This window comes from Methylohalomonas lacus, from assembly GCF_024808875.1.
Classification (GTDB): Bacteria; Pseudomonadota; Gammaproteobacteria; order Methylohalomonadales; family Methylohalomonadaceae; genus Methylohalomonas; species Methylohalomonas lacus.
In genome coordinates this window covers 136424-157684 of sequence record NZ_JANUCT010000006.1, presented here as the reverse complement: position 1 = coordinate 157684, position 21261 = coordinate 136424, and the positions used below count along the sequence as shown (strand labels likewise).

Below are 21261 nucleotides of genomic sequence, written 5' to 3'. Positions count from 1 at the left end.
CCATGAATAAGTTTTTTGCCCAGCGATTGCATCTGGATATCTGGTTGGTGCTCGGTATTCTTGCCTTGTGCATACTCGGGTTGGTGACCCTGTATAGCGCCAGCGGTGAAAGCATGGAGGCGGTCACACGGCAGGCTGTGCGCATGGCCATTGCATTTGCCGGCATGCTGGTTCTGGCCCAGTTGCCGCCGGCACTGCTGTCGCGTTGGTCTGTCTGGTTCTACGTATTTAGTCTACTACTGCTGGCACTTGTACTGGTAATGGGTGAGATGGCGATGGGGGCAAGGCGTTGGCTGGATTTAGGGCCGTTGACATTCCAGCCCTCGGAATTGCTGAAGATTGCAGTGCCGATGGTTTTGGCAGGCTACTTTGGCCATCGTACCCTGCCTCCTAACCTGTACCAGGTATTTCTGGCCGCCATAGTGGTTCTGGTACCAGTGGGCTTCATTGCTGTTCAACCCGATCTGGGGACAGCAGTGATTGTGACAGTCGCGGGTTTTACTGTACTTTTTATGGCTGGTCTCAGCTGGCGGCTGATGATAGGCATCGCCCTGATGGGCGTCGCCTTTCTGCCGGTCATGTGGTTTTACTTCATGCACGACTACCAGCGTAACCGGGTGCTGACATTTCTCGATCCGGAAACGGATCCGCTCGGAACCGGTTACCACATAATCCAGTCTACTATAGCGATCGGCTCGGGTGGGCTTCATGGCAAGGGTTGGCTGAACGGTACACAGTCACATCTGGATTTTCTGCCCGAGCGTTCTACCGATTTTATATTCTCTGTATTCAGCGAGGAATTCGGCTTGATGGGCGTGTTGGTTCTGGTGAGTCTATACCTGTTTATCATAGCCCGAGGGCTGTATATCGCTGCTCGGGCTCAGGACACATTTGGTAAGCTGCTGGCTGCGGGCCTGACTGCGATATTCTTTGTCTACGTGTTTATAAATATCGGCATGGTGTCCGGGCAATTACCGGTAGTGGGTGTGCCTTTGCCATTGGTTAGTCAGGGGGGTACATCCATGGTTACAATCATGGCCGCGTTTGGTTTCATGATGTCAATTCATACACACAGAAGGTTGTTATCCCATTGAAAAATATAATTGCTAATTTATTGACACTGGCGATGGCAGCAATGCTGTGTACGTCATGTGTGCATGCTGCAAACGAAGCCGAGCAGAATGATCTTGACTCATCGGCTGTTAGTTCCTTTATAGCCGATATGGTCAGAGATCATGGCTTTGAGGAAATCCGTCTGCAAAGCATATTTGATTCAGCAGAATATAAACAATCCATTATTGATGCTATAACGAGACCGGCAGAAAAAATGCCATGGTATCGTTACAAGAAAATTTTTGTAACCGATGATCGGGCACGGGCTGGAGTAGATTATTGGCACAAACATGCCGATACATTGGCAGATGCAGAACGTGAATTCGGTGTGCCTACGGAAATTATTGTTGCCATTATAGGTGTGGAAACGCGCTATGGCGCCTACACCGGAAAATATCGCGTGGTGGACGCACTTGCCACACTGGCTTTTCATTATCCGAAACGGGCTGATTTCTTCCGCTCAGAATTGAAGGAATTCCTGATTCTGGCACGGCAACAGGATGTCGATCCCCTGTCAATAAAGGGATCCTATGCCGGCGCCATGGGTATCCCCCAATTTATCGCCAGCAGCTACAGGAACTACGCAATTGACTTTGACGATGATAATCGGGTCGATCTCTGGGCTAATGATATTGATGCAATTGGTAGCGTTGCCAATTACTTTAGACGTCATGGCTGGCAGCCTGGTGAGCCAGTAATTTTTGCGGTTACTGATATGCCGTCTAATTATACTGAACTTGAGCGTTCTGAACTAAAGCCAAACATCGACTATGCTCAGTTACAGCAGTCTGGCGTTGAGATTGATGGGACTCTTGATCCGGACACACGTGTGGCTTTGCTTGAGTTCGAGGGCGAGAATGGTCCCATATTCAGGCTAGGTCTGGATAATTTCTATGTGATTACAAGATATAATCACAGTCGCTTGTATGCACTGGCTGTTTATTTGCTGGCTCAGGAAATACGTGAACGCTACGAGAACCTAATGTAGGCAATATCAATATGGGTTATCAGTTTCGCTTCTACCTGTTGGGGTTGATCATTGTGGCAGCTACATTACAGGGCTGCGGCGGCAGCAAGTCAGTTAAATCTCCAGAGCAGGACAGGGCGCCGGCACGGCCGCGTGATGTAAGTAATATTCCTGATGCTGTTCCCAAAGATGAGCCTCGCAGCCGCTATGGTAACCCGGAATCCTACGAGGTATTTGGCAAGCGGTATCATGTCATGCAGGATGGCAGTGGCTATGTAGAGAGAGGTATTGCCTCATGGTACGGAACGAAATTTCATGGTCGTCGTACCTCCAGCGGTGAGAGTTATGATATGTATGCAATGACTGCAGCACATAAATCCTTACCATTACCTACATATGTTGAAGTCATCAATTTACAAAACAGGAATTCAGTCGTTGTCAAAGTAAACGATCGCGGCCCATTTCATGAGAATCGCATCATTGATATGTCATATGCAGCTGCGAGTAAGTTGGGCATGCTGGATAAGGGCACAGCACTGGTAGAGGTGCGTACAATTGAGCCTGATCGTTATCAAAATAATGAAGTTCGTCATGTTTCTGAAGGATCCGGCCGGAATGTAAGACCGGATACTGTTAAATCGATCGAAGAATTTGATGAGTTCTTTATCCAGATTGGTGCTTTCAGCGATCTGAGTAATGCTGAGCGACTCCGTGCACGGCTGGGTAGTATTGAAGATAAATATGCGAAAATTTATCAGGCTGTTGTCGATAACACTACTCTTTACAGGGTGAGGATAGGCCCTCTAACTGATGTTGCCACAGCCGATCGTATTGTTTCGAAATTATCCAATTATGGTATTGATAATCATCACATAGTATTTGAGTAATGAGACCACTAATCGGGCTCTCTTTATTATGGAGTTGTTATAGGAAATGAATATCCGAAAAAAAACACTGATGTTAGTTCTTGTAGCAGTATCCCTGTTACCGGAATTAGTCACTGCCCAGAATCCGGCGCGTCCCTCCCCCCCAAGTATCGATGCCCAGTCGTACTTGCTTGTTGACTATGCCAGCGGGCGGGTTATTGCTGAAAAAGATGCCGCCGAGGAAGTAGAACCAGCCAGCTTGACAAAAATGATGACAGTGTATGTCGCAGGCGAAGAGCTTCAGGAAGGTCATATAAAGCTTGATGATGAAGTGCTGGTTAGCGAGAAAGCATGGCGTATGCCCGGCTCTCGGATGTTCATAGAAGTAAACACGCGCGTTACTGTGGAACAGCTGCTGAATGGCATTATTATTCAGTCTGGTAATGATGCCAGTGTCGCCTTGGCGGAACACATCTCTGGTTCTGAAGAGGTGTTCGCTCAGCTTATGAATCAGACAGCTCAGACTCTGGGCTTGGAAAATACCCACTTTACAAACAGTACGGGAATGCCAGAGCCGGGTCACGTTACAACAGCTCAGGATATGGCGAAACTGTCTGCTGCCCTGATTCGCGATTATCCCGAATTATATGGTTTGCATGAGGTTAAGGAATATACCTATAACGATATTACTCAGCCGAATCGCAACCAGTTACTCTGGCGGGATAATTCCGTTGATGGAATAAAAACCGGTCATACCGAGGCGGCAGGATATTGTCTTGTTGCGTCTGCTGAACGCGACGATATGCGGCTTATCTCTGTAGTTATGGGCGCGAACAGTGTACAGGCACGTACATCGCATACAAAGTCGCTTCTGAATTATGGTTTCAGGTTCTTTGAAACCAGAAAGATCGCAGATGGCAATCAGAAACTTGGTGAGGCCAGAATATGGAAGGGTACTAACGAGCATGTCAATTACGGTTTGGTCGATGATGTTTTTGTTACTGTACCACGCGGTGATGCCGAAGAATTGCAGCAAACTGTTGAGTTGAAAAAACCATTGATAGCGCCGGTAGCCGCCGGCGAACCCATCGGTACACTGTCCCTAGGACTCGGTGATGAGACGTTGCTCCAACAGCCGTTGGTAACATTGCAGGCTGTTGAGCAGGCTGGTCTGTTTTCCCGTCTTCTGGATAGTGTGAAATTGATGCTGGAGTAAAGGACCGGTGTCACTCGTTTATCTCAATGGGGACTTTGTTGCTCTGGAAGAAGCACGTATATCCCCTCTGGACCGTGGTTTTACATTTGGTGATGGTGTCTATGAAGTGATCCCGGTTTACAACCGCCGGGTATTCAGACTGAAAGAACATCTTGAGAGACTCGAAAATAGCCTTAAACTCATATACATGCGTAACCCCCTTCCTGTAGAAGAATGGAAACGTATTCTTGACAGACTGGTGACCGAGAATGCCGGTGATGATCAATCTATATACCTGCAGGTAACCCGGGGCGTGTCGCCGCGCGATCATGTGTTTAATGATGAAATGCAGGCGACTGTATTCATAATGACGAAACCGCTGGAACAGCCAGACAATAGCGCCGGTTCAGCGGCTATAGTGCGCCCGGATATACGCTGGCAATGGTGTCATATAAAGGCAATTACCTTGCTACCCAGTGTTTTATTGAGACATGAGGCGAGTTTGTCTGGTGCCAGAGAGGCTATACTTGTCAACCAAGGTTTGGTGACTGAAGGTGCCGCTAGTAACGTGTTTATCTGTGAGTCTGGTAAGGTGCTCACGCCGCCCAAGAGCCGACAGCTGCTGCCAGGAATTACGCGTGATCTAGTGATAGAACTTCTGCAGCAGAATGGTATTGAATGTAGTGAATATCCTGTACCAGAGACGCAACTGCGTAGTGCGGATGAAATATGGATTACCAGTTCGACCCAGGAAATTGTTCCGATAACTGTTCTAGATGGCGAGATGGTTGGTAGTGGGCAACCAGGACCACTGTGGCAGCATGCAGCACGTATATATCGCGATTTCAAACAGGAATTTTCACAACACCGCTCTTCCGACGTGTAGAAGATATATTATGGCAATCGAGCTTTTTCGTGAATTCATACTGGAATCAGCCCGGCGTCTGCCAAACCTGCCAGAAAGTCATCCCTGTGCTGCCATGCATGGTCATACCTTCCGTATTCAGATTCATGTTCAGGGTCCGATTCAGTCTACAACTGGTTGGGTCATGGATTTTTCTGAACTTGATAGACATGTTCAGGACCTGCGTGGTGAACTGGACCATCGAGTTCTAAACGACATAGCTGGACTCGAGAACCCGACAACTGAACTTCTGGCACGCTGGATATGGCAGAGACTACAGCCGACCGTGCCGGGTCTCAGCCGCATTGTCATACAGGAAAATCAGAACAGCGGCTGCGTTTATACGGGTGAAAGTTGAGTAACAGTCGGTGAGTCTTATGAGCAAGCTAACGATTACAGAATTGATGGGCGATGGTATCGCTACCGAGTTACAGGAGTCAGTATATTCCGTGGCTTCGGCTATGCCCATGAAGTTCACTTTTGAAACCCTAGACCTGTCATTGTCAAACCGGGAGAAACTCGACCGCAAGCTGTTTGAAAAGGTCGAGGAGTCGATGTATAAAAACAAGGTTGCCTTGAAGTATCCCACGATCACGAAAGATATTAGTCCCAATGCACTTATCCGTCGCATGTGTAATTTCAGTGTAATTTTGCGGCCAGTAATCTCGATCAAGGGTATAACATCGAATTTCAAGGAAGATCTTTTCCTTTACATTGTACGGATTGCTACTGGCGGAACCTACGATGACCCGGGCCGACTCATAGGCCAGGACTCTGCAATTTCTATACGTATCGTGGAGCGCAAGCCCTGCCAGCAGGCGGCACGTTTTGCTTTCGATTTCGCCCGTAACAAGAGCCTAAGAGTTACATCATCTTCGAAGCATACTATCCAGAAAGTTACTGATGGCCTGTTTCAGTCCGTTGTCGAGGAAGTGCACAAGGAATATCCAGACGTAGTGCATAATGTCGAGCTGTTTGACGCACTGTTGGCCAAGATCGCCATGCGACCCGAAGACTACGACGTCGTACTGGTGCTGAACGAGTATGGTGACTTCCTTTCAGATATGGCCAGCGGACTGGCTGGCAGTATAGGCACTGGCGCGAGTGGCAACTTCAGTTTTACCGAGGATGATGAGATTGATATTGCCATGTTCGATCCGTCAGGTGGTACGGCACCGGATATCGCCGGGCAGAACAAATGCAATCCAACCGGCATATTACTGGCCTTCGGTATGTTGCTGGATCATATCGATTGTTATGATCTGGGCCACGCTCTGCGATTGTCGTTGTTGTCCGCAATCAATGATGGTGAGTGCACCCCCGATATCAATGGTCGTCTGGGCACGCGTGAATATACCCGGGCAATCGTCGATCGGCTGCCGGACTATTTACCTGATGCGGGGGATCAGTGACTGGTAATTGGTGATTCGTGATTGGCAGGGTCCGGCTCTTATAGAGCTGACTGCGATCCGCGAACCTATCAGGGTGTGTTTCTCCGACTGAAGTCGGCTTCTACGGGAAGTAGTTTTCGCAACTGTAGGAGCCCAGTTTGCTGCGCGAATATATTCGGCACCTTGACAAACTATGACGCTGGATCACGCTATTTCACTCACCACTCACCACTCACCACTCACCACTCACCACTCACCACTCACCACTCATCACTCACCACTCACCACTCACCACTCACCAGCCCTACTGCTTGATGCCCGTGCCGCGATTCAGAAGAAACAGGCAGAAAACTGATAATGCCACTGTGAATAGGCAGATCATGCTGAAGGCGTAGCCAACATTGATATCGGAAACCCCCAGCATGCCGTAGCGGAATGCATTCACCATGTAAAGTATGGGATTGAATAAAGAGACTTTCTGCCAGAATTCCGGCAACAGGTCTATGGAGTAGAAGACGCCGCCCAGATAGGTCAATGGCGTAAGTATAAAGGTCGGTATGATAGAAATATCATCGAATTTCTTGGCAAAAATACCGTTTATCATCCCGCCAAGGGAAAATAGTATCGAGGTGAACAAAACTACGCCAAACATGAGTGTATAGCTGTATACCTGCAGCTCGGTGAAGAAAAGTGCCACGATCGATACGATCAGGCCTACAAGAAGCCCCCGTGTGACTCCACCTGTTATGTAACCGGCCAGTATAAGATGATTGGGGATAGGGGAAACCAGCATCTCCTCAATATGCTTCTGGAACTTGGCACCAAAAAATGATGAAACAACATTGGAATAGGCATTGTTGATGATTGACATCATGATGATACCTGGTGCGATGTATTGCATATACGTAAATCCGCCCATTTCGCCAATACGAGAGCCGATTAGATTGCCGAAAATGACGAAATATAGGGTCATGCTTATTGCCGGTGGAACCAGGGTTTGCACCCATATCCGCATGAAGCGGCCGACTTCCTTGACCACCATGGTCTGATAGGCAATGCATTGTTTCTGGAAATTCATGCTACCGCCTGTTTTTTGTTGTCAACGAGAGACATGAACAGTTCTTCCAGACGGTTACTCTTGTTTCGCATGCTATGGACCTGTATGCCCAACTGTTCGATTTCCTTGAAAAGAGTATTTAACCCCGCCGTCTTCTTGATTTCGACCTCGAGACAGTAAGGATCGATTAACCGGGTCTGGCAATCTGTAAATTCGGGAGGATATTCGAGCTTACTATTCAGATCGAGAATCAGTGTTTCCGTATTCAGCTTGCCTAACAATTTCTTCATGCTGGTATTCTCGATGATTACCCCGTGATTGATAATGGCGATGTTCTTGCACAGATTTTCGGCTTCCTCAAGATAATGCGTGGTCAATACAATTGTTGTGCCATTAAGGTTCAGCCCGGAAAGAAAGCTCCACATCGATCGTCTTAATTCAACGTCTACACCGGCAGTAGGTTCGTCCAGTATGAGTAGACGCGGCTCATGCACCAATGCCCGGGCGATCATCAACCTTCGCTTGAGTCCGCCCGAGAGTGTCCGTGAACGTGTGTGGCGCTTGTCCCATAAACCCAGTTGGTCGAGATATTTTTCCGCGCGCTGTTCTGCCAGTCGGCGCGGGATACCGTAATAGCCAGCCTGATTCAGAACAATTTCCATACAGGTTTCGAACTGTGAGAAGTTGATTTCCTGTGGGACGATACCAATACAAGCTTTGGCTGCCGCGATATCACTATCGAGATCATGGCCAAAAACCGAAATCCGGCCGGCTGTCTTGCGTACCAGCGAGGTGATGATGCCTATGGTTGTTGATTTGCCGGCCCCGTTGGGTCCCAGCAGGGCAAAAAAATCGCCTTCTTCAACATCCAGGTCGATGCCGCGCAGGGCCTGCAGGCCGCTGCCATAGGTTTTCTTGAGCCCCTGTATTTGCAGAGCTTTCATGACGACAGTTTGGATACCTCGAGGGAGATGTAAAAAACGCCGCAATTAGTAATTGCGACAGTGTGGAAGGTTATTCTATCAGTTTTGTGTTGACATCCTTTTGCAGTTTGCCAATCTTGCTTAATGTTTCCGCGAGCTTGCTGTCGCGGTCCAGCAGTAGCCGGAAATACTGTTTCGGGATTTTTAGTAGTCGGCCCTGCTGCTCCATGCGCACATAGGCGTTGCGTTTGCCATCACTGTCCGGCATTAGGGCCTGTTCGCCGAAGTAATTGCCCCGTTTGTGTTCGGCCAAAGTGACGATTTTGCCATCAGTATCGAGCAGGAAGATTTCTACCGAACCATCCAGCACCACGTAAAGATAATCACCGGGCTGATTCTCCTTGATGACGAAATCGCCAGGTCCTACATCGACGACCTCGGCCCAGTCACGGAAATTGGAGATCTCCTGTGGCTTGAGGCTGCGAAACAGCCGCATGCTCTTGAGCAGCTTCTTGATGTCGTCGTCCTCAGGCCGGTCCAGATAACTGGACATGGTGAGCGCTTCGGACTCTTCCTCGTCATTTTCATCCTGCTGTACATGCAAGAGCACGTGCTTTTTGGCGATGCGAAAGAGCCGACAGTCATAGAGTGCACGGACAGTGGCATTGCGTCGACCGGTTCCGCCCGGTAGCAGGGCCTGCTCGCCGAAGAAATCGCCGTTGTGCAGCGTGGCGATGGTAATTTCGCGTCCGCCGGATTCCCCCCGCACCATTACTTCGACGCTGCCGTCGATGATGACATACATGCAATCACCAAGCTCGGCCTCGCGGATAATGAGTTTCTTGGCGGCGAAATCCTCGATCCGATTCTCCGGTGCCTCGAGTATGGCCCGCAGTTCGGCGTCGTTGAGCGAATGGAACAACGGGATGTTCCGAAGTGACTTCAGAATGGCTGCAATTTCCGTTTTGGTCATCATGACGCATGTTCCTTTATCAGGGCTGCCAACGGCCGGCCAGCAAGCTGCCTAAAGGAATATCGTAGCAGAATGTAGCCCGGCGGGCAGGGGCCACCCGCCGGGGTGTGACCTAGTTGGTGGCCGCCGAATGCGGAAACTGTTCCAGCTCGAACAGGTGATTCAACCACTGATTGGAGAGCTTCTCCTGGACGCTGTTCTGGCGCAGGCGGGCGTTCAGGTTGGGGAAATCGACCCGCTCTAGTTCCTGGTCCTGGTTGTAGCAGGAGTAGACGAAGTATTCCTCGCCGGTCTTCGGGTCGATGTGCTTGCACAGGCACTGCGCGCATACGCCCTTCATCATGCACTGCATGGGCGAGTTGATCGAGCCGATCGCCTTGTGCTCCGGCTTGAGATAGGGCTGTAGCATCCCGTGGCGGGCCTCCTTGACCGCCGCCATCATGCGGTCGGAGCCGATGACGATCATGCGGTCGACCTCGTCCAGCGGGATCTCGGGCTCGCCGAGTTCGCCGCGACCGTAGGCGAGCATGGCCTCGATGATGTTGCCCATGTAGGTCTTGTCCTGCGGCCGGGTCGTCGGGATCGGCTCGACGCCGGGGCCCGGATCGACGGCCCAGACGATGACGTCGGAAGCTTCCTCGATATCCCGGACCTTGAACAGGTCCTCGCGGTGCTTGTAGCCGGCAAAGTAGATCACGCGGCTGCCGGCGTTGCGGAACGCCTTGCCGATGGAGAACTGCACGGCGTTGCCGAGGCCGCCGCCGACCAGCATGACCGTCTCGTTCTTCTCGACCTCGGTAGGGGCGCCGGTCACGCCCATAACCACCAGCGGGTCGCCGGGCTGCCACAGCGCGCACAGCCGCGACGAAGTGCCCATTTCCAGCGCGATGAGCGAGATCAGGCCCTTGTCCTTGTCGACCCAGGCGCCGGTCAGGGCGATGCCCTCGGCGGTCAGGCTGGTGTCCTCGACCACCGGCGCCAGCTGTTCCAGGTTCTGCACCCGGTAGAACTGGCCGGGGTGGAACTTGGCCGCCTGCATCGGCGCCTTGACGATGACTTCGATAATAGTTGGTGTCAGGCGGTTGACCTCGACGACGCTGGCCGTGATCTGTTCGTCAAGACGCTGGTACAGAGCCTGTAGAGCCGCCTCGCGCTGCGGCTGGTCAGCCGGATCGAGCTGTGCCAGTTCGTGTTTGAACAGGTCGACCACGTACGGATAACCGTCCTTGGCGCTGGCCATGGCCTTGACCACGTTGCCGGCGTAGACCGGATGGTTGTCACCGTAGAACGAGATGTATTTGCCGTGCTTGTGGTACGAGGTCAGCGGTGCCGGTTTGCCAATCTTCGGCTGGGCGTCGTCGTCGACGGCCACCAGTTCCGGCAAGTCGCCCTCGCCCCACTGCGGCTCGTAGCGCTGGAAGAACTTGGCGTCCATGCGGAAGGTGTAGGGGTGTTCCTGCTCGTAGATCGTGTTCGGCGAGGTGCCGGCGGCGATGAACAGGCTCTTCATGGGGACCTCAACGTTATCGGCGTCCTTCACCCACTGGCCGTCCTCGCCCTTGACCAGGCGCTCGAATTTGACCGCTTGCAGCGCGCCGTACTGGTCCGGTACGGCTTCCTTGGGGCTCATGCCCTCGGCCAGGCGGATGCCTTCCTCCAGCGCCTTGGCGATTTCCTCGTGGTTCTGCCGGTAGGCCGGCGAGTCGTGCATGCTCTTGCGGTAGAACATGGTCACACCGCCCCACTTTTCGATCAGGGGCGCGAAGTCCGGCATCTCGCCGGCGTCTGCGGCGCGCTCGCGCTCGGCGCGGATGGCGCGGCCGTGTTCGAGGAATTCATCGAGAATTTCCAGTTCCTCGGCATCGTACGCGGCGCGCACCGTCGCCTCATCCTGCATCGCGGTGAGCTTTTCGTAGCGATTCAGCATCTTCTCGACCTGGATCGGATAGTAAGCCATCACTTCGGTCGTGGTGTCGATACCGGTCAGGCCGCCGCCAATGACGCCGGCCGGCAGCCGCACCTGCAGGTTGGCCATGGAGTTTTCCTTGGCCGCGCCGGTCAGCTGCAGCGCCATGAGAAAGTCCGAGGCCTTGCGGATACCGCGGATCAGGTTGTTCTTCAGGCCGATGATGGTTGGCTTGCCGGCACCCGAGGCGATGGCGATGTGGTCGAAACCCAGCTCCCAGGCCTCCTCGATGGTCAGCGTGCCGCCGAAGCGTACGCCGCCGTAGCAGCGGAAGGCGTGGCGGCGGGCCAGGTTCAGGTAGATGACCTTGAGGAAGTTCTTGTCCCAGCGCACCGTGATGCCGTACTCGGCGACGCCGCCGAAGCCCATCAGGGTGCGCTTGTCGAGGTCCTCGTAGAGCGCATGAAAGTCGTGGATCGGTGCCGGTGGTGTGTCGGCGTCGCCGACCAGTTCGGCCGGCAGCGGTTCGATCTTGAGCGCATCGATGCCGACCACGCCGAAGCCCTCGTTCAGCAGGTAATGCGATAGCGTGTAGCCGGCCGGGCCCATGCCGACCACGAGGGCGTTCTTGCCGTTGTAGGGCAGGGTGTGCGGGCGCTCGATGTTGAGCGGGTTCCAGCGCGTCAGGAACGAGTAGATCTCGAAGCCCCACGGCATGAACAGCACGTCGGTGAGCACGTTGGTCTCGATCTGCGGGATATTGACCGGTTCGGTCTTCTGGTAGATGCAGCCCTTCATGCAGTCATTGCAGATGCGGTGGCCGGTACCGGGGCACATCGGGTTGTCGATGATGACCAGCGCCAGCGCCCCGATATTGTCGCCCTGGCGCTTGACCAGGTGCATTTCCGATATCTTCTCGCCCAGTGGGCAGCCGCTGATGGTCACGCCCAGCGGGTTGGTCTTGAAGATATGCTTGTCGCCGGACTCGCTGGCGGCCTCCACGGCACGCTTGTTGCGCATGCCCTTGGAGCAGGAGTCGGTGTCGCGCTCGTGGCAGTAGATGCAGTGGTCGACCTCATACAGCGTCTCGCGCTGGCCGGCGCGGTGATCGGTCAGGGCGAAGCCGTCACGGCGGCGGCGTTCGTCCTCGGGGCCGACCCAGGCCGAGTAGCCGTCGTAGTCGACCACATCGTGTTCGACCAGGTGATCGAAATCGGTCTTTTTTGGTGTCTTGAAGCTGAACCAGCCGCAGACGCTGGCGTGCAGTGCGCCGCCCTGCTGTGCCAGCAGGCACCAGCGCTGGACGACCTTCAGCAGTTCGGCCAGGGGTGCCTCGGCGGCCAGCTCGTCGGCGAACAGGCGCGCGGCCTCGTCGTCGTCGCGAAGCGCTGTGAGCACCTGGGTGGCGGCGTCCGCCTCGGGTTCATCGGCGGCGCGCTTGACCCGCAGCGCGGCGCTGGCGGTCAGGAATTCGGCATCACTCGCGCCGTCGTCGGGTTGCTCGCCGAGCAGCCGCGCCAGGCCGGCGACGGCATCCCGGATATGGTCGACGTCCCAGTCGGCCGCCTTTTCCTTCTTTACGCCGGACTTGGCCTTGGCCACGACCTCGTTCTTGAAGCCAAATACGACGTCAACCTCGCGGCGGATGGCGGCCGCCTGCGCGGCGCGTACATCGGTAACGTTGAACAGCCGGGCGGTGAAGTCGCCCACCAGCGCCGCCATGCGCACCAGCAGGTCGGAGACCTGCTCGGCCGTCAGTTCGGCTCCCTGGGTATCCCGGTACTCTTTGAATTCCTTGAACAATTCCGGGTGGTTGGTGGCCGTTTCCTGTTCGAACACGGCGAGCAGATCGGCCAGCCGATCCGGATCGTACAGGTCGGCGTATTCGAAACCGTCGATGCCGAGTGTGAGGGCGGGAGCCTGCGGGGCGGCTGCCTGTCGGGAGTTTTGCTGAGCCTGGTTCATAGGGATAACGGGTACCGAAAAAACGATGTTTTGCGTCGACGTAATGGTACGGCCAGTCACTGACCGCACGCACTGTATAATGAGTCAATGTATAATTAAAACTGCTTATTATACATATTTTTAGAAGTTAAAATTATTAAGGGTCCGGCCGCCGAAGTGACCGGACCCCTGAACAATATTGTCTGAGCTGGACGCTCAGGCGCCGTCGTTATTGCCGTCGGAATCGCTGGCCGACGGGATCGGCTCCTCCTGCTCGTTACTTTTGGTCGACGCAGCCTTGTCCAGCGGCCACGGCCGGGTATCGCTCTGGAACGTGACATAACGCAGTATGTCGCTGGCATAGTTGGTGATCTTCGGGCTCAATTCCAGCAGTTGCGGGTTGACACCGCCAGTCAGCAGCTTGGTCACCACCTGGAACAGCACCAGCAGCCAAATCAGCCAGCCGAAAGCGATATAGAACACCACCCCGAACAGGATGATGAAGGCTACCCGCAGCCAGGTGTTGATGTTGGTCAGATTTTCTTTTGCATTCATGAACCAGGTCCCCCTTGTCGGAATCATTGCCGGTTATGTCAGAGTATAAAAGGCATGCGCGCGTTCAGCATCTCTTTTCCACGGATCGCGGCCAATAAAGCCGGCGGCGACCGCTTGGGGCCGATCATTCGACAATGCATGCTGGCATGGCCGGCGATCAATGATAAATTAGCCACTAAAGCCAGCCCGAGATTTTGCACATGTCCCCCAACCGCCAGTCACAGCGCGTCGCGCCAGCCGCGGGTGCCGCTTCATGACCTATTGTGTCGGTATTCAGGTCAATACCGGCCTGGTGTTCGCGTCCGATTCACGGACCAATGCCGGCGTCGATAACATCGGCACTTTCAGCAAGATGCACCCGTTCGTGAAGGAGGGCGAGGTGATGCTGGTGCTGCTGTCCTCGGGCAATCTGGCCACCAGCCAGTCGGTAGTCAGCCGCCTGCAGAAAGACATCAAGAACACTGCTGCTGAACAAAGCCTGTTCAAGGCGGCCGACTTCAGCGAAGCCTGCGCCTACGTCGGCGAGGTCAGCCGGGGCGTGCAGAAACAGCATGCCGGCGAGGACCAGCAGAACAGTGTCAACGTCGGCGCCACCTTTATCCTCGGTGGGCAGATCGGCCAAGAGCGGCCAAAGCTGGCGCTTATCTATCCCCAGGGCAACTACCTGCTGGCTACGGCCGAGACGCCGTTTTTTCAGATCGGCGAACTCAAGTACGGCAAGACCATTCTCGATCGTATCGTCGAACCGTCGCTATCGCTGGAGGATGCCGCCCGTTGTGCCCTGGTGTCACTCGATTCAACCAGCCGCAGCAACGTCGGTGTCGGGCCGCCGTTCGAAGTGCTGATGTATCGCCGCGACAGCCTGCGTATCGAACAACGTTTCAAGTACGATCTGGAGACGGACTACTATCAGCGTCTGCGCCAGGCTTGGGCCGAAAACCTGCGGACTGCCTTTTACGGGTTACCGCGATTCGACTGGGAACGGGACGACTGAGTCCTTGCGGCGGCTGGCAGCCTGCTCCCCGACCAGTCGGTGAATGAAAGCCAGTTTGTCCATGACACTGTCACTGATGACAAACGGATAGAAGTCGCCCAGACCGATGCTGCGGTTGATGTTGTTCAAGGCCACGCTGAGATCGATCCAGACACCGAGAATGTCCTGAATCGACATTTGCTGCATTACCAGCAGCAGTGACTGGTCGCTGCGCCGGCGCATGTTGCTCAACGGATTGTCGCGTGACAGCAGGCGCGAGCAGTGCGCCGTTTCCAGCGTGTCCATGATGTGCAGGTAATGCGCCCAGCACTCGGCCCAGTCTTCCCACGGATGCGCGGTGGCGTAGGCACTGATGTGGAAATCCTGCCAGTTATACGGCGGGCCATGATCATAGTAAGCCTTGAGCGCCTGCTGATAATGCTTGCTTTCGTCGCCGAACAGGCGCACGAAGTCGCTGTGCCAGTGACTGTTGAAGATCAGTCGATACCAGTAGTAGTGGCCAACCTCGTGACGGAAATGTCCCAGCAGCGTACGGTAGGACTCGTTCATCTGCTGGCGTATGCGTTCGCGGTAACCGGCATCCGCCTCGGCGATGTTGATGGTGATAAGCCCCTGACTGTGTCCGGTCATGATCGGGCTGCCCGCGGCCGAATCATCGGTAAATTCGGATTCCGCCTGCAGTGTCTGGTCCGCGAGAAAGGCAAACGCCAGCCCGTACTGCGGATCCTCGTCGCGACCGATGATGGGCAACTCCAGCGACAGCAGCGTGAATAGCAGCCGGCGCTTGGCCTGCTCGATCTCGCGCCAGTAGTCGCGATTCTGCGGGTAGGACAGGTCCGGGATGGTCTGATTCAGACGGCAGGCAATACAGAATGGATGATTGTCCTCGACCGGTATCATCCAGTTGCAGACATTCGGGCCACTGTAATTGGCGCATTTGCGGAATTCGCGACCTTCGAGGGTATGATCGGCCAGTCGGTAGTTACCAGTGTCGGCCAGTAACAGTGGTTTGATCTCGAGCAACTCGGGGATGAAGCCGAGCCCGCGCTCACAGGCCAGGCAATGCGTATTCTCGAAAAATACCTGATTATGGGCGCACTGAAAGCGTTTCATGACTCAGCTGTCTTTTCCATTTTGACATGGCTGACATCCAGCGAGAAATAGCGTGCCGTGATGAGCGTATGGAGTTCAGCCAACTGCGCCTGTAGCTGATCGATATAGTCATGCAGGCCACTGCCGGCCTGGGCATACTTGTCCATGTCCGCTTCCTTGATATTGCGGCGCAGGCTCAGTACCTGACGCAGCAACGAGTCGTTGCCGGGCAGCGTTTCCAGGCACTGATGAACCTGTTGCAGGCAGTGTGTGAACGAGCGTGGAAAGCTTTCACTTTGCAGCAGGAACTTCAGGACCTGCGGACCGCGCACGCGCATTTTCACGTGCTGACGATACATCTGGTAAGCCGTCAGCGACTTCAGCACGCTCATCCACTGGATGTTTTCGTACGGTGTCAGGACGTCGTGTTCCAGCAGCAGGTCGGCCGAGCGCACGTCGACTATACGCGTGGTCATGTCGGCGCGTTCGAGGTTCCGGCCGAGGCGCAGGAAGTCATAACCGGCGTCGTGATTCATGGTGCTGGCAAGCAGACCAGTGATCTGGTGCGAGCCGCCGATGACATTCTTCATGAAGCCCCAGCGCCGGCGTCGTGACAGCCCGCTGGGCATGTTGTTCTTCAGAAACAGATTCATATCGTTGACCAGTTCCCAGGCCTCGCGCGGAATGATGTCGCGCGTGGTGCGCAGGTTTTCGCGGGCGAAAAACAGGCACGACTGGATGGAGCCGGGATTGGCCTTGTCGCTGATCAGAAAGCGAATAACGTTGCGCTCGTCTGCCTCGTCATAAAGTTCGTTGAACAGTTCATCACTGCCGGTGATTTCCAGCAGTGAATCCCAGCCGAATTCGTGCTGGCGCGGCAGATCCAGCAACAGGTTCGTATGCACGTTGATCATGCGCGCCATGTCTTCGGCGCGTTCGATGTAGCGGGCAAACCAGTAGAGTTGTTGGGCGACACGTGACAGCATGATTATTGGCCCTCCATGTCGACGATCCAGGTATCCTTGCTACCGCCGCCCTGGGATGAATTCACCACCAGCGAGCCCTTGCGTAGCGCCACCCGGGTCAGGCCGCCGGTGGTGACTGCGGTATTCTCGCCGGACAGAATGAACGGTCGCAGGTCCAGGTGTCGCGGTTCCAGGCTGTTGTTGATGAGCGTTGGCGCTGTCGACAGCGACAATGTCGGCTGGGCGATGTATTCGCGCGGCGTCTTGCGAATGCGCGCTGCCATTTCCTTGCGTTCCTTTGCCGTTGATTTGGGCCCAATCAGCATGCCGTAGCCGCCGGCCTCGTTGGCCGGTTTGACCACCAGCTTGTCGAGGTTCTTGAGCACATAGTCACGCTCGCTCTTGTTTTCGCACAGGTAGGTTTCGACGTTCGGCAGTATCGGTTCCTCGCTGAGGTAATAGCGGATCATGTCCGGTACGTAATAGCACACCACCTTGTCATCGGCGACGCCGCAGCCGGGGGCGTTGGCCAGTGTCACCTTGCCGCGGCTCCAGGAACGCAAGAGGCCGGGCACGCCCAGCAGCGAGTCCGGGTTGAAGGCTTCCGGGTCGAGGAACAGATCGTCGATGCGCCGGTAGATGACGTCGACCCGTGACAGCCCCGACACGGTCTTCATGTACACGCAGTCGTCTTCGGCGACGATCAGATCACGGCCTTCGACCAGTTCCGCGCCCATCTGCTGGGCCAGGTAGGCGTGTTCGAAGTAGGCCGAATTGTAGATGCCGGGTGTGAGCACCACGACTTCCGGGTATTCCTTCGGTTCCGGTGCCACTGACGCCAGCGTATCGAACAACTGTGACGGGTAGTCGTCGATCGGCAGGATCGAGTAGTCCTCGAACAGTTCCGGGAATATCCGCTTCGTTACCTGACGATTTTCCAGCATGTAGGACACGCCCGACGGCACGCGCATGTTGTCTTCGAGCACGAAGACTTCGCCGCGCTCGTCGCGTACCAGGTCACTGCCGCAGATGTGGGCCCAGATGTTGAGATGCGGTTTCATGCCGACCGCCTGCTTGCGGAAGTTGCGCGACTGGAGGATCAGGTCTTTCGGTATGATCTTGTCCTTGAGGATCATCTGCCTGTCATAGACGTCGGCAATGAACATGTTCAATGCCTGCACGCGCTGCTTCAGTCCCTCGGCAATGCCGTCCCATTCGCGTCGCGGGATGATTCGCGGGATGATGTCGAACGGCCAGATGGTGTCGGTCTGGCCTTCCTCGGTATAGACCGTGTAGGTGATGCCCATGACGGTGATGGCCAGGTCCGAGGCTTCCTTGCGTTCCTGCAGTTCGGCCTGCGACAGCGAGCGCAGGTACTTGATCAACTGCCGCGCATGCGGCCGCGCGCGGCCGCCGGGACCAATCAGTTCGTCGTAGGTGCTTTTGCTGTCGTAGTCCTTGAAATGCATCAACCCCGCCTTCCGGTAAGTAGTGTGTTCAATGATACCGCCATATCCGGCACGTCACATGACCGTTTTGCCGCCACGGCGCGGAACAATGCCCGTACCGGAAGTATGGCACGGACAGGCCGTTCGCGGCGATGACACCGCCGTGCGCGCAGCGCCCCGAGCCGGGTGCCTGAGGCCACCGGGCTTGTCTGTTAGAATGCACGCATCCGTTTACAAAGTCTGCAAGCGAGTTTTGTGCCATGTCATCCAGCCCTTCCGATAACAAGCCCGCGGCCGAAGCGCAGGAATCCCTGCTGGAATTCCCCTGCGAATTCCCGATCAAGGCCTTCGGTGCGGCCGATGACGATTTCGACGCGCTGGTCGTGAGCCTCGTGCGCCGGCATGTGCCGGATCTGGGCGAGGCCAATGTTCACAGCCGCCTGTCCAACGGCGGCCGCTACATGTCGGTCACCGTGACCATCAATGCCACCAGCCGGGAACAACTGGATGCGATCTACCGGGAACTGACCGAGGAAGTGCGCGTGGTGATGGCGCTTTGAAATGCGTATCTCGTCGCTCGTCTCTCGTTCCTCGCAGTGCATTTGAAATGCAACAATGCACGAATCGGTTGCCATGAACGAGGAACGACAGAGGCATAACAAGGGGCGTGCTGAACCATCATTATCGGCGGGGGGGCTTGGTTGATGAGAATCCGAAAGCTTGGCCATGTCGATTACCAGACTGCCTATACCCGCATGCAGACCTTCACGGCCGCGCGCGATGAAGTAACGCCCGACGAGTTCTGGCTGCTGCAGCATCCGCCGGTCTATACGCTCGGTCGCGGTGCACGTGACGGTCATCTGCACCAGCCTGGTGAAATACCGGTGGTGAAGACGGATCGCGGCGGTCAGGTGACCTATCACGGTCCCGGCCAGTTGATCGTCTATGTGCTGATCGATCTCAGGCGCCGCGGTTACGGTGTGCGCAGCCTGGTGCAGCGGATCGAGCAGGCATTGATCGACTACCTGGCAAGCCGGTCGATCGTCGCATCGCGGCGCCGCGGTGCGCCGGGTGTCTATGTCGATAACGCCAAGATCGCCGCGCTCGGGCTGCGCGTGAGAAACGGCTGCAGTTACCATGGCCTTGCCCTCAATGTGGACATGGACCTGGCGCCGTTTGCCCGCATCGACCCGTGCGGTTACCCGGGGCTGGCCGTTACCCGGCTCAGCGACCACGGCGTCACTGATACAATGCCGCAGATTGCCGACGAACTGCTCGGCCATCTGCGTGGCCGGCTCGAGGCGGCACCGCCGGATCAACCGATACTATCACCAACCATGGAGAACGTTGCTCATGACTGAAGCGCAGAGCCCGTCCGACAGCAAGCCCCGCGCCAGCCGCGGCGAAGCCAAGACCCGGCCGCTGAAGATCCCGGTGCGGGTCGAGGGCGCACCGATGCCGCGCAAGCCGCACTGGATACGCGCCCAGGCGCCGACCGACCCGAAAGTGCTGGCGCTGAAGAAACTGATTCGCGAGAAGCAGTTGCACACGGTGTGCGAGGAGGCGGCCTGCCCGAACCTGGGCGAGTGCTTTGCCCACGGCACGGCGACCTTCATGATCATGGGCGAGCTCTGCACGCGGCGCTGCCCGTTCTGCGACGTTGCCCACGGCCGGCCGGATCCGCTCGACCCGAACGAACCCGAGCATCTGGCCGACGCCATCGAGCAGATGGGACTGAACTACGTCGTCATCACGTCGGTCGATCGCGACGACCTCAAAGACGGCGGCGCGGCACACTTCGTCGACTGCGTGCGCGCCATTCGCCGGCGCCTGCCCGAGGTGCGCATCGAGGTGCTGACCCCGGATTTCCGCAAGCGCGAGGCGATTGCCATCGACGCCTTCACCGAGATGGCGCCGGACGTGTTCAATCATAACCTGGAAACCGTGCCGCGGCTGTACCGTTACGCCCGGCCGGGGGCAGTGTACGAGGGCTCGTTGCGGCTGCTCAAGCAGGTCCGCGCGCGTCTGCCGCAGATGCCGACCAAGTCCGGCCTCATGCTTGGCCTCGGCGAGACCATCGACGAGGTCAAACAGGTACTGGCCGATCTGCGTGCCCATGACGTCGACATGCTGACCCTGGGCCAGTACCTGCAGCCGAGCCAGTATCATCTGCCGGTGGCGCGCTTCGTTACGCCGGCCGAATTCGACGAACTCGGCGATTATGCCCGTGGCCTCGGCTTCAGCAACGTCGCCAGCGGCCCGATGGTGCGCTCGTCGTATCACGCCGATCGTCAGGCTGCGGGTGAGTCTTTCTGAACTGCCGCCGGATCTGCCGGCGCCAGTGGACGACGGCGCCGCAGATCACCTGATCGGGTGCCAGTTGCCTGCGGTTGTGCTGACCGCGACCGGCGGCGAGCAGGTGGCACTCGCCGAACTCGAAGGCCTGTGGGTTCTGTACGTCTATCCCATGACCGGTCGGCCGGATGAGCCGTTGCCCGACGGCTGGGATCGGATTCCCGGGGCGCGTGGCTGTACGCCGCAGGCCTGTGCCTTTCGCGATCACCATGCCGAGTTGCAGGCACTGAATGCAGGTGTTTATGGCATCAGCACGCAATCTGTCGCTGACCAGTACGAGGCGAAAATGCGCCTGCACCTGCCGTTCGAACTATTGAGCGATACGGGACTGTTGCTTGGCAGGAGTCTGCAGCTGCCGACATTTGTCATCACCGGACGGGTGCTCTACAGGCGTCTGACATTGATCGCGGATAAAGGCAGGGTGGTAAAGACCTTCTATCCCGTGTTTCCACCCGATGAGAATGCTGATCAGGTGATCCACTGGTTACGATGCCATACAGTCAATGCCGCCACCGTACGCGACGGGCGCACATAAATCGCTGGCTGTCGGTTACACAGTTTTCTGACTTCGATACAGATCATCTATCGGTTACGACACCGCTGCGAAGGATCA

At 55.8% G+C, this 21261-nt stretch carries 20 protein-coding genes; 12 read left to right on the top strand and 8 right to left on the bottom strand.

Annotated features, from left to right (window positions below):
- Positions 1–2: 2 nt before the first annotated feature.
- The 7 genes from rodA to J2T55_RS05810 are packed head-to-tail and all read left to right on the top strand — an operon-like array spanning position 3 to position 6457.
- On the top strand, positions 3–1094 hold the full coding sequence (gene rodA, locus J2T55_RS05840; RefSeq protein ID WP_259054778.1) for a rod shape-determining protein RodA: 1092 nt from the start codon (positions 3–5) through the stop codon (positions 1092–1094).
- Positions 1091–2101 (top strand): lytic murein transglycosylase B, encoded by a 1011-nt coding sequence (gene mltB, locus J2T55_RS05835; protein ID WP_259054777.1) that lies wholly within the window; start codon positions 1091–1093, stop codon positions 2099–2101. Before rodA ends, mltB begins: the two co-directional genes overlap by 4 nt.
- Before the next feature lie 11 nt (positions 2102–2112).
- Positions 2113–2967, top strand: a complete 855-nt coding sequence (locus tag J2T55_RS05830; RefSeq protein ID WP_259054776.1) for a septal ring lytic transglycosylase RlpA family protein — start codon at positions 2113–2115, stop codon at positions 2965–2967.
- Positions 2968–3013: 46 nt separating this feature from the next.
- Complete coding sequence (locus tag J2T55_RS05825; RefSeq protein ID WP_259054774.1) at positions 3014–4162, top strand: D-alanyl-D-alanine carboxypeptidase family protein; 1149 nt, start codon at positions 3014–3016, stop codon at positions 4160–4162.
- A 7-nt stretch (positions 4163–4169) separates the two neighbouring features.
- A complete protein-coding gene (locus J2T55_RS05820) occupies positions 4170–5027 on the top strand; it encodes a D-amino acid aminotransferase (protein ID WP_259054772.1) in 858 nt (285 codons plus the stop codon).
- Between the two features lie 16 nt (positions 5028–5043).
- Positions 5044–5403, top strand: a complete 360-nt coding sequence (gene queD / locus J2T55_RS05815; protein WP_259054820.1) for a 6-carboxytetrahydropterin synthase QueD — start codon at positions 5044–5046, stop codon at positions 5401–5403.
- Positions 5404–5422: 19 nt separating this feature from the next.
- Positions 5423–6457, top strand: a complete 1035-nt coding sequence (locus tag J2T55_RS05810; protein ID WP_259054771.1) for an isocitrate/isopropylmalate family dehydrogenase — start codon at positions 5423–5425, stop codon at positions 6455–6457.
- Between the two features lie 283 nt (positions 6458–6740).
- Here the strand turns inward: J2T55_RS05810 and J2T55_RS05805 are convergent, their stop codons facing one another.
- The 5 genes from J2T55_RS05805 to J2T55_RS05785 all read right to left on the bottom strand — a co-directional run bounded on the left by J2T55_RS05805 (position 6741) and on the right by J2T55_RS05785 (position 13794).
- Positions 6741–7514, bottom strand: a complete 774-nt coding sequence (locus tag J2T55_RS05805) for an ABC transporter permease (protein ID WP_259054770.1) — start codon at positions 7512–7514, stop codon at positions 6741–6743.
- Positions 7511–8437: an ABC transporter ATP-binding protein gene (locus tag J2T55_RS05800; protein WP_259054769.1), complete on the bottom strand. Its 927-nt coding sequence runs from the start codon at positions 8435–8437 to the stop codon at positions 7511–7513. The genes J2T55_RS05805 and J2T55_RS05800 overlap by 4 nt, the downstream gene beginning before the upstream one ends.
- Positions 8438–8507: 70 nt before the next feature.
- Entirely contained in the window at positions 8508–9392 is an 885-nt protein-coding gene (locus tag J2T55_RS05795) for a cyclic nucleotide-binding domain-containing protein (protein ID WP_259054768.1), read from the bottom strand.
- Between the two features lie 109 nt (positions 9393–9501).
- Positions 9502–13260 (bottom strand): FAD-dependent oxidoreductase, encoded by a 3759-nt coding sequence (locus J2T55_RS05790; RefSeq protein WP_259054767.1) that lies wholly within the window; start codon positions 13258–13260, stop codon positions 9502–9504.
- 195 nt (positions 13261–13455) lie between these two features.
- A complete protein-coding gene (locus J2T55_RS05785) occupies positions 13456–13794 on the bottom strand; it encodes a DUF4389 domain-containing protein (RefSeq protein ID WP_259054766.1) in 339 nt (112 codons plus the stop codon).
- Between the two features lie 253 nt (positions 13795–14047).
- On the opposite strand from J2T55_RS05785, the gene J2T55_RS05780 reads away from it, so the two are divergent.
- Positions 14048–14788, top strand: coding sequence for a peptidase (locus J2T55_RS05780; RefSeq protein WP_259054765.1), 741 nt, complete (start codon positions 14048–14050; stop codon positions 14786–14788).
- Here J2T55_RS05780 and J2T55_RS05775 read toward each other — a convergent pair.
- The 3 genes from J2T55_RS05775 to J2T55_RS05765 are packed head-to-tail and all read right to left on the bottom strand — an operon-like array spanning position 14756 to position 18314.
- Positions 14756–15901, bottom strand: coding sequence for a zinc-binding metallopeptidase family protein (locus tag J2T55_RS05775; protein ID WP_259054764.1), 1146 nt, complete (start codon positions 15899–15901; stop codon positions 14756–14758). The two genes, J2T55_RS05780 and J2T55_RS05775, sit on opposite strands and share 33 nt — an antisense overlap.
- A complete protein-coding gene (locus J2T55_RS05770) occupies positions 15898–16866 on the bottom strand; it encodes an alpha-E domain-containing protein (RefSeq protein WP_259054763.1) in 969 nt (322 codons plus the stop codon). The genes J2T55_RS05775 and J2T55_RS05770 overlap by 4 nt, the downstream gene beginning before the upstream one ends.
- A 2-nt stretch (positions 16867–16868) precedes the next feature.
- A complete protein-coding gene (locus J2T55_RS05765) occupies positions 16869–18314 on the bottom strand; it encodes a circularly permuted type 2 ATP-grasp protein (protein ID WP_259054762.1) in 1446 nt (481 codons plus the stop codon).
- 239 nt (positions 18315–18553) lie between these two features.
- Between J2T55_RS05765 and J2T55_RS05760 the strand changes: the two genes are divergently transcribed.
- The 4 genes from J2T55_RS05760 to J2T55_RS05745 all read left to right on the top strand — a co-directional run bounded on the left by J2T55_RS05760 (position 18554) and on the right by J2T55_RS05745 (position 21183).
- Entirely contained in the window at positions 18554–18853 is a 300-nt protein-coding gene (locus J2T55_RS05760; protein WP_259054761.1) for a YbeD family protein, read from the top strand.
- Between the two features lie 144 nt (positions 18854–18997).
- The gene (gene lipB / locus J2T55_RS05755; protein WP_259054760.1) at positions 18998–19654 is read left to right on the top strand and encodes a lipoyl(octanoyl) transferase LipB; all 657 of its coding nucleotides are present in this window, start codon (positions 18998–19000) and stop codon (positions 19652–19654) included.
- Complete coding sequence (gene lipA, locus J2T55_RS05750) at positions 19647–20609, top strand: lipoyl synthase (RefSeq protein WP_259054758.1); 963 nt, start codon at positions 19647–19649, stop codon at positions 20607–20609. Before lipB ends, lipA begins: the two co-directional genes overlap by 8 nt.
- A complete protein-coding gene (locus tag J2T55_RS05745) occupies positions 20590–21183 on the top strand; it encodes a peroxiredoxin (protein ID WP_259054819.1) in 594 nt (197 codons plus the stop codon). The genes lipA and J2T55_RS05745 overlap by 20 nt, the downstream gene beginning before the upstream one ends.
- The last annotated feature ends 78 nt before the right edge of the window (positions 21184–21261 follow it).

What these genes read in the sequence shown, in the direction of transcription:
- rodA (WP_259054778.1), top strand. Translation starts at nt 3, where the DNA reads ATGAATAAGTTTTTTGCCCAGCGATTGCATCTGGATATCTGGTTGGTG.
- J2T55_RS05830 (WP_259054776.1), top strand. Translation starts at nt 2,113, where the DNA reads ATGGGTTATCAGTTTCGCTTCTACCTGTTGGGGTTGATCATTGTGGCA.
- J2T55_RS05825 (WP_259054774.1), top strand. Translation starts at nt 3,014, where the DNA reads ATGAATATCCGAAAAAAAACACTGATGTTAGTTCTTGTAGCAGTATCC.
- J2T55_RS05810 (WP_259054771.1), top strand. Translation starts at nt 5,423, where the DNA reads ATGAGCAAGCTAACGATTACAGAATTGATGGGCGATGGTATCGCTACC.
- J2T55_RS05805 (WP_259054770.1), bottom strand. Translation starts at nt 7,514, where the DNA reads ATGAATTTCCAGAAACAATGCATTGCCTATCAGACCATGGTGGTCAAG.
- J2T55_RS05800 (WP_259054769.1), bottom strand. Translation starts at nt 8,437, where the DNA reads ATGAAAGCTCTGCAAATACAGGGGCTCAAGAAAACCTATGGCAGCGGC.
- J2T55_RS05795 (WP_259054768.1), bottom strand. Translation starts at nt 9,392, where the DNA reads ATGATGACCAAAACGGAAATTGCAGCCATTCTGAAGTCACTTCGGAAC.
- J2T55_RS05790 (WP_259054767.1), bottom strand. Translation starts at nt 13,260, where the DNA reads ATGAACCAGGCTCAGCAAAACTCCCGACAGGCAGCCGCCCCGCAGGCT.
- J2T55_RS05785 (WP_259054766.1), bottom strand. Translation starts at nt 13,794, where the DNA reads ATGAATGCAAAAGAAAATCTGACCAACATCAACACCTGGCTGCGGGTA.
- J2T55_RS05780 (WP_259054765.1), top strand. Translation starts at nt 14,048, where the DNA reads ATGACCTATTGTGTCGGTATTCAGGTCAATACCGGCCTGGTGTTCGCG.
- J2T55_RS05775 (WP_259054764.1), bottom strand. Translation starts at nt 15,901, where the DNA reads ATGAAACGCTTTCAGTGCGCCCATAATCAGGTATTTTTCGAGAATACG.
- J2T55_RS05770 (WP_259054763.1), bottom strand. Translation starts at nt 16,866, where the DNA reads ATGCTGTCACGTGTCGCCCAACAACTCTACTGGTTTGCCCGCTACATC.
- J2T55_RS05765 (WP_259054762.1), bottom strand. Translation starts at nt 18,314, where the DNA reads ATGCATTTCAAGGACTACGACAGCAAAAGCACCTACGACGAACTGATT.
- J2T55_RS05760 (WP_259054761.1), top strand. Translation starts at nt 18,554, where the DNA reads ATGTCATCCAGCCCTTCCGATAACAAGCCCGCGGCCGAAGCGCAGGAA.
- lipB (WP_259054760.1), top strand. Translation starts at nt 18,998, where the DNA reads ATGAGAATCCGAAAGCTTGGCCATGTCGATTACCAGACTGCCTATACC.
- lipA (WP_259054758.1), top strand. Translation starts at nt 19,647, where the DNA reads ATGACTGAAGCGCAGAGCCCGTCCGACAGCAAGCCCCGCGCCAGCCGC.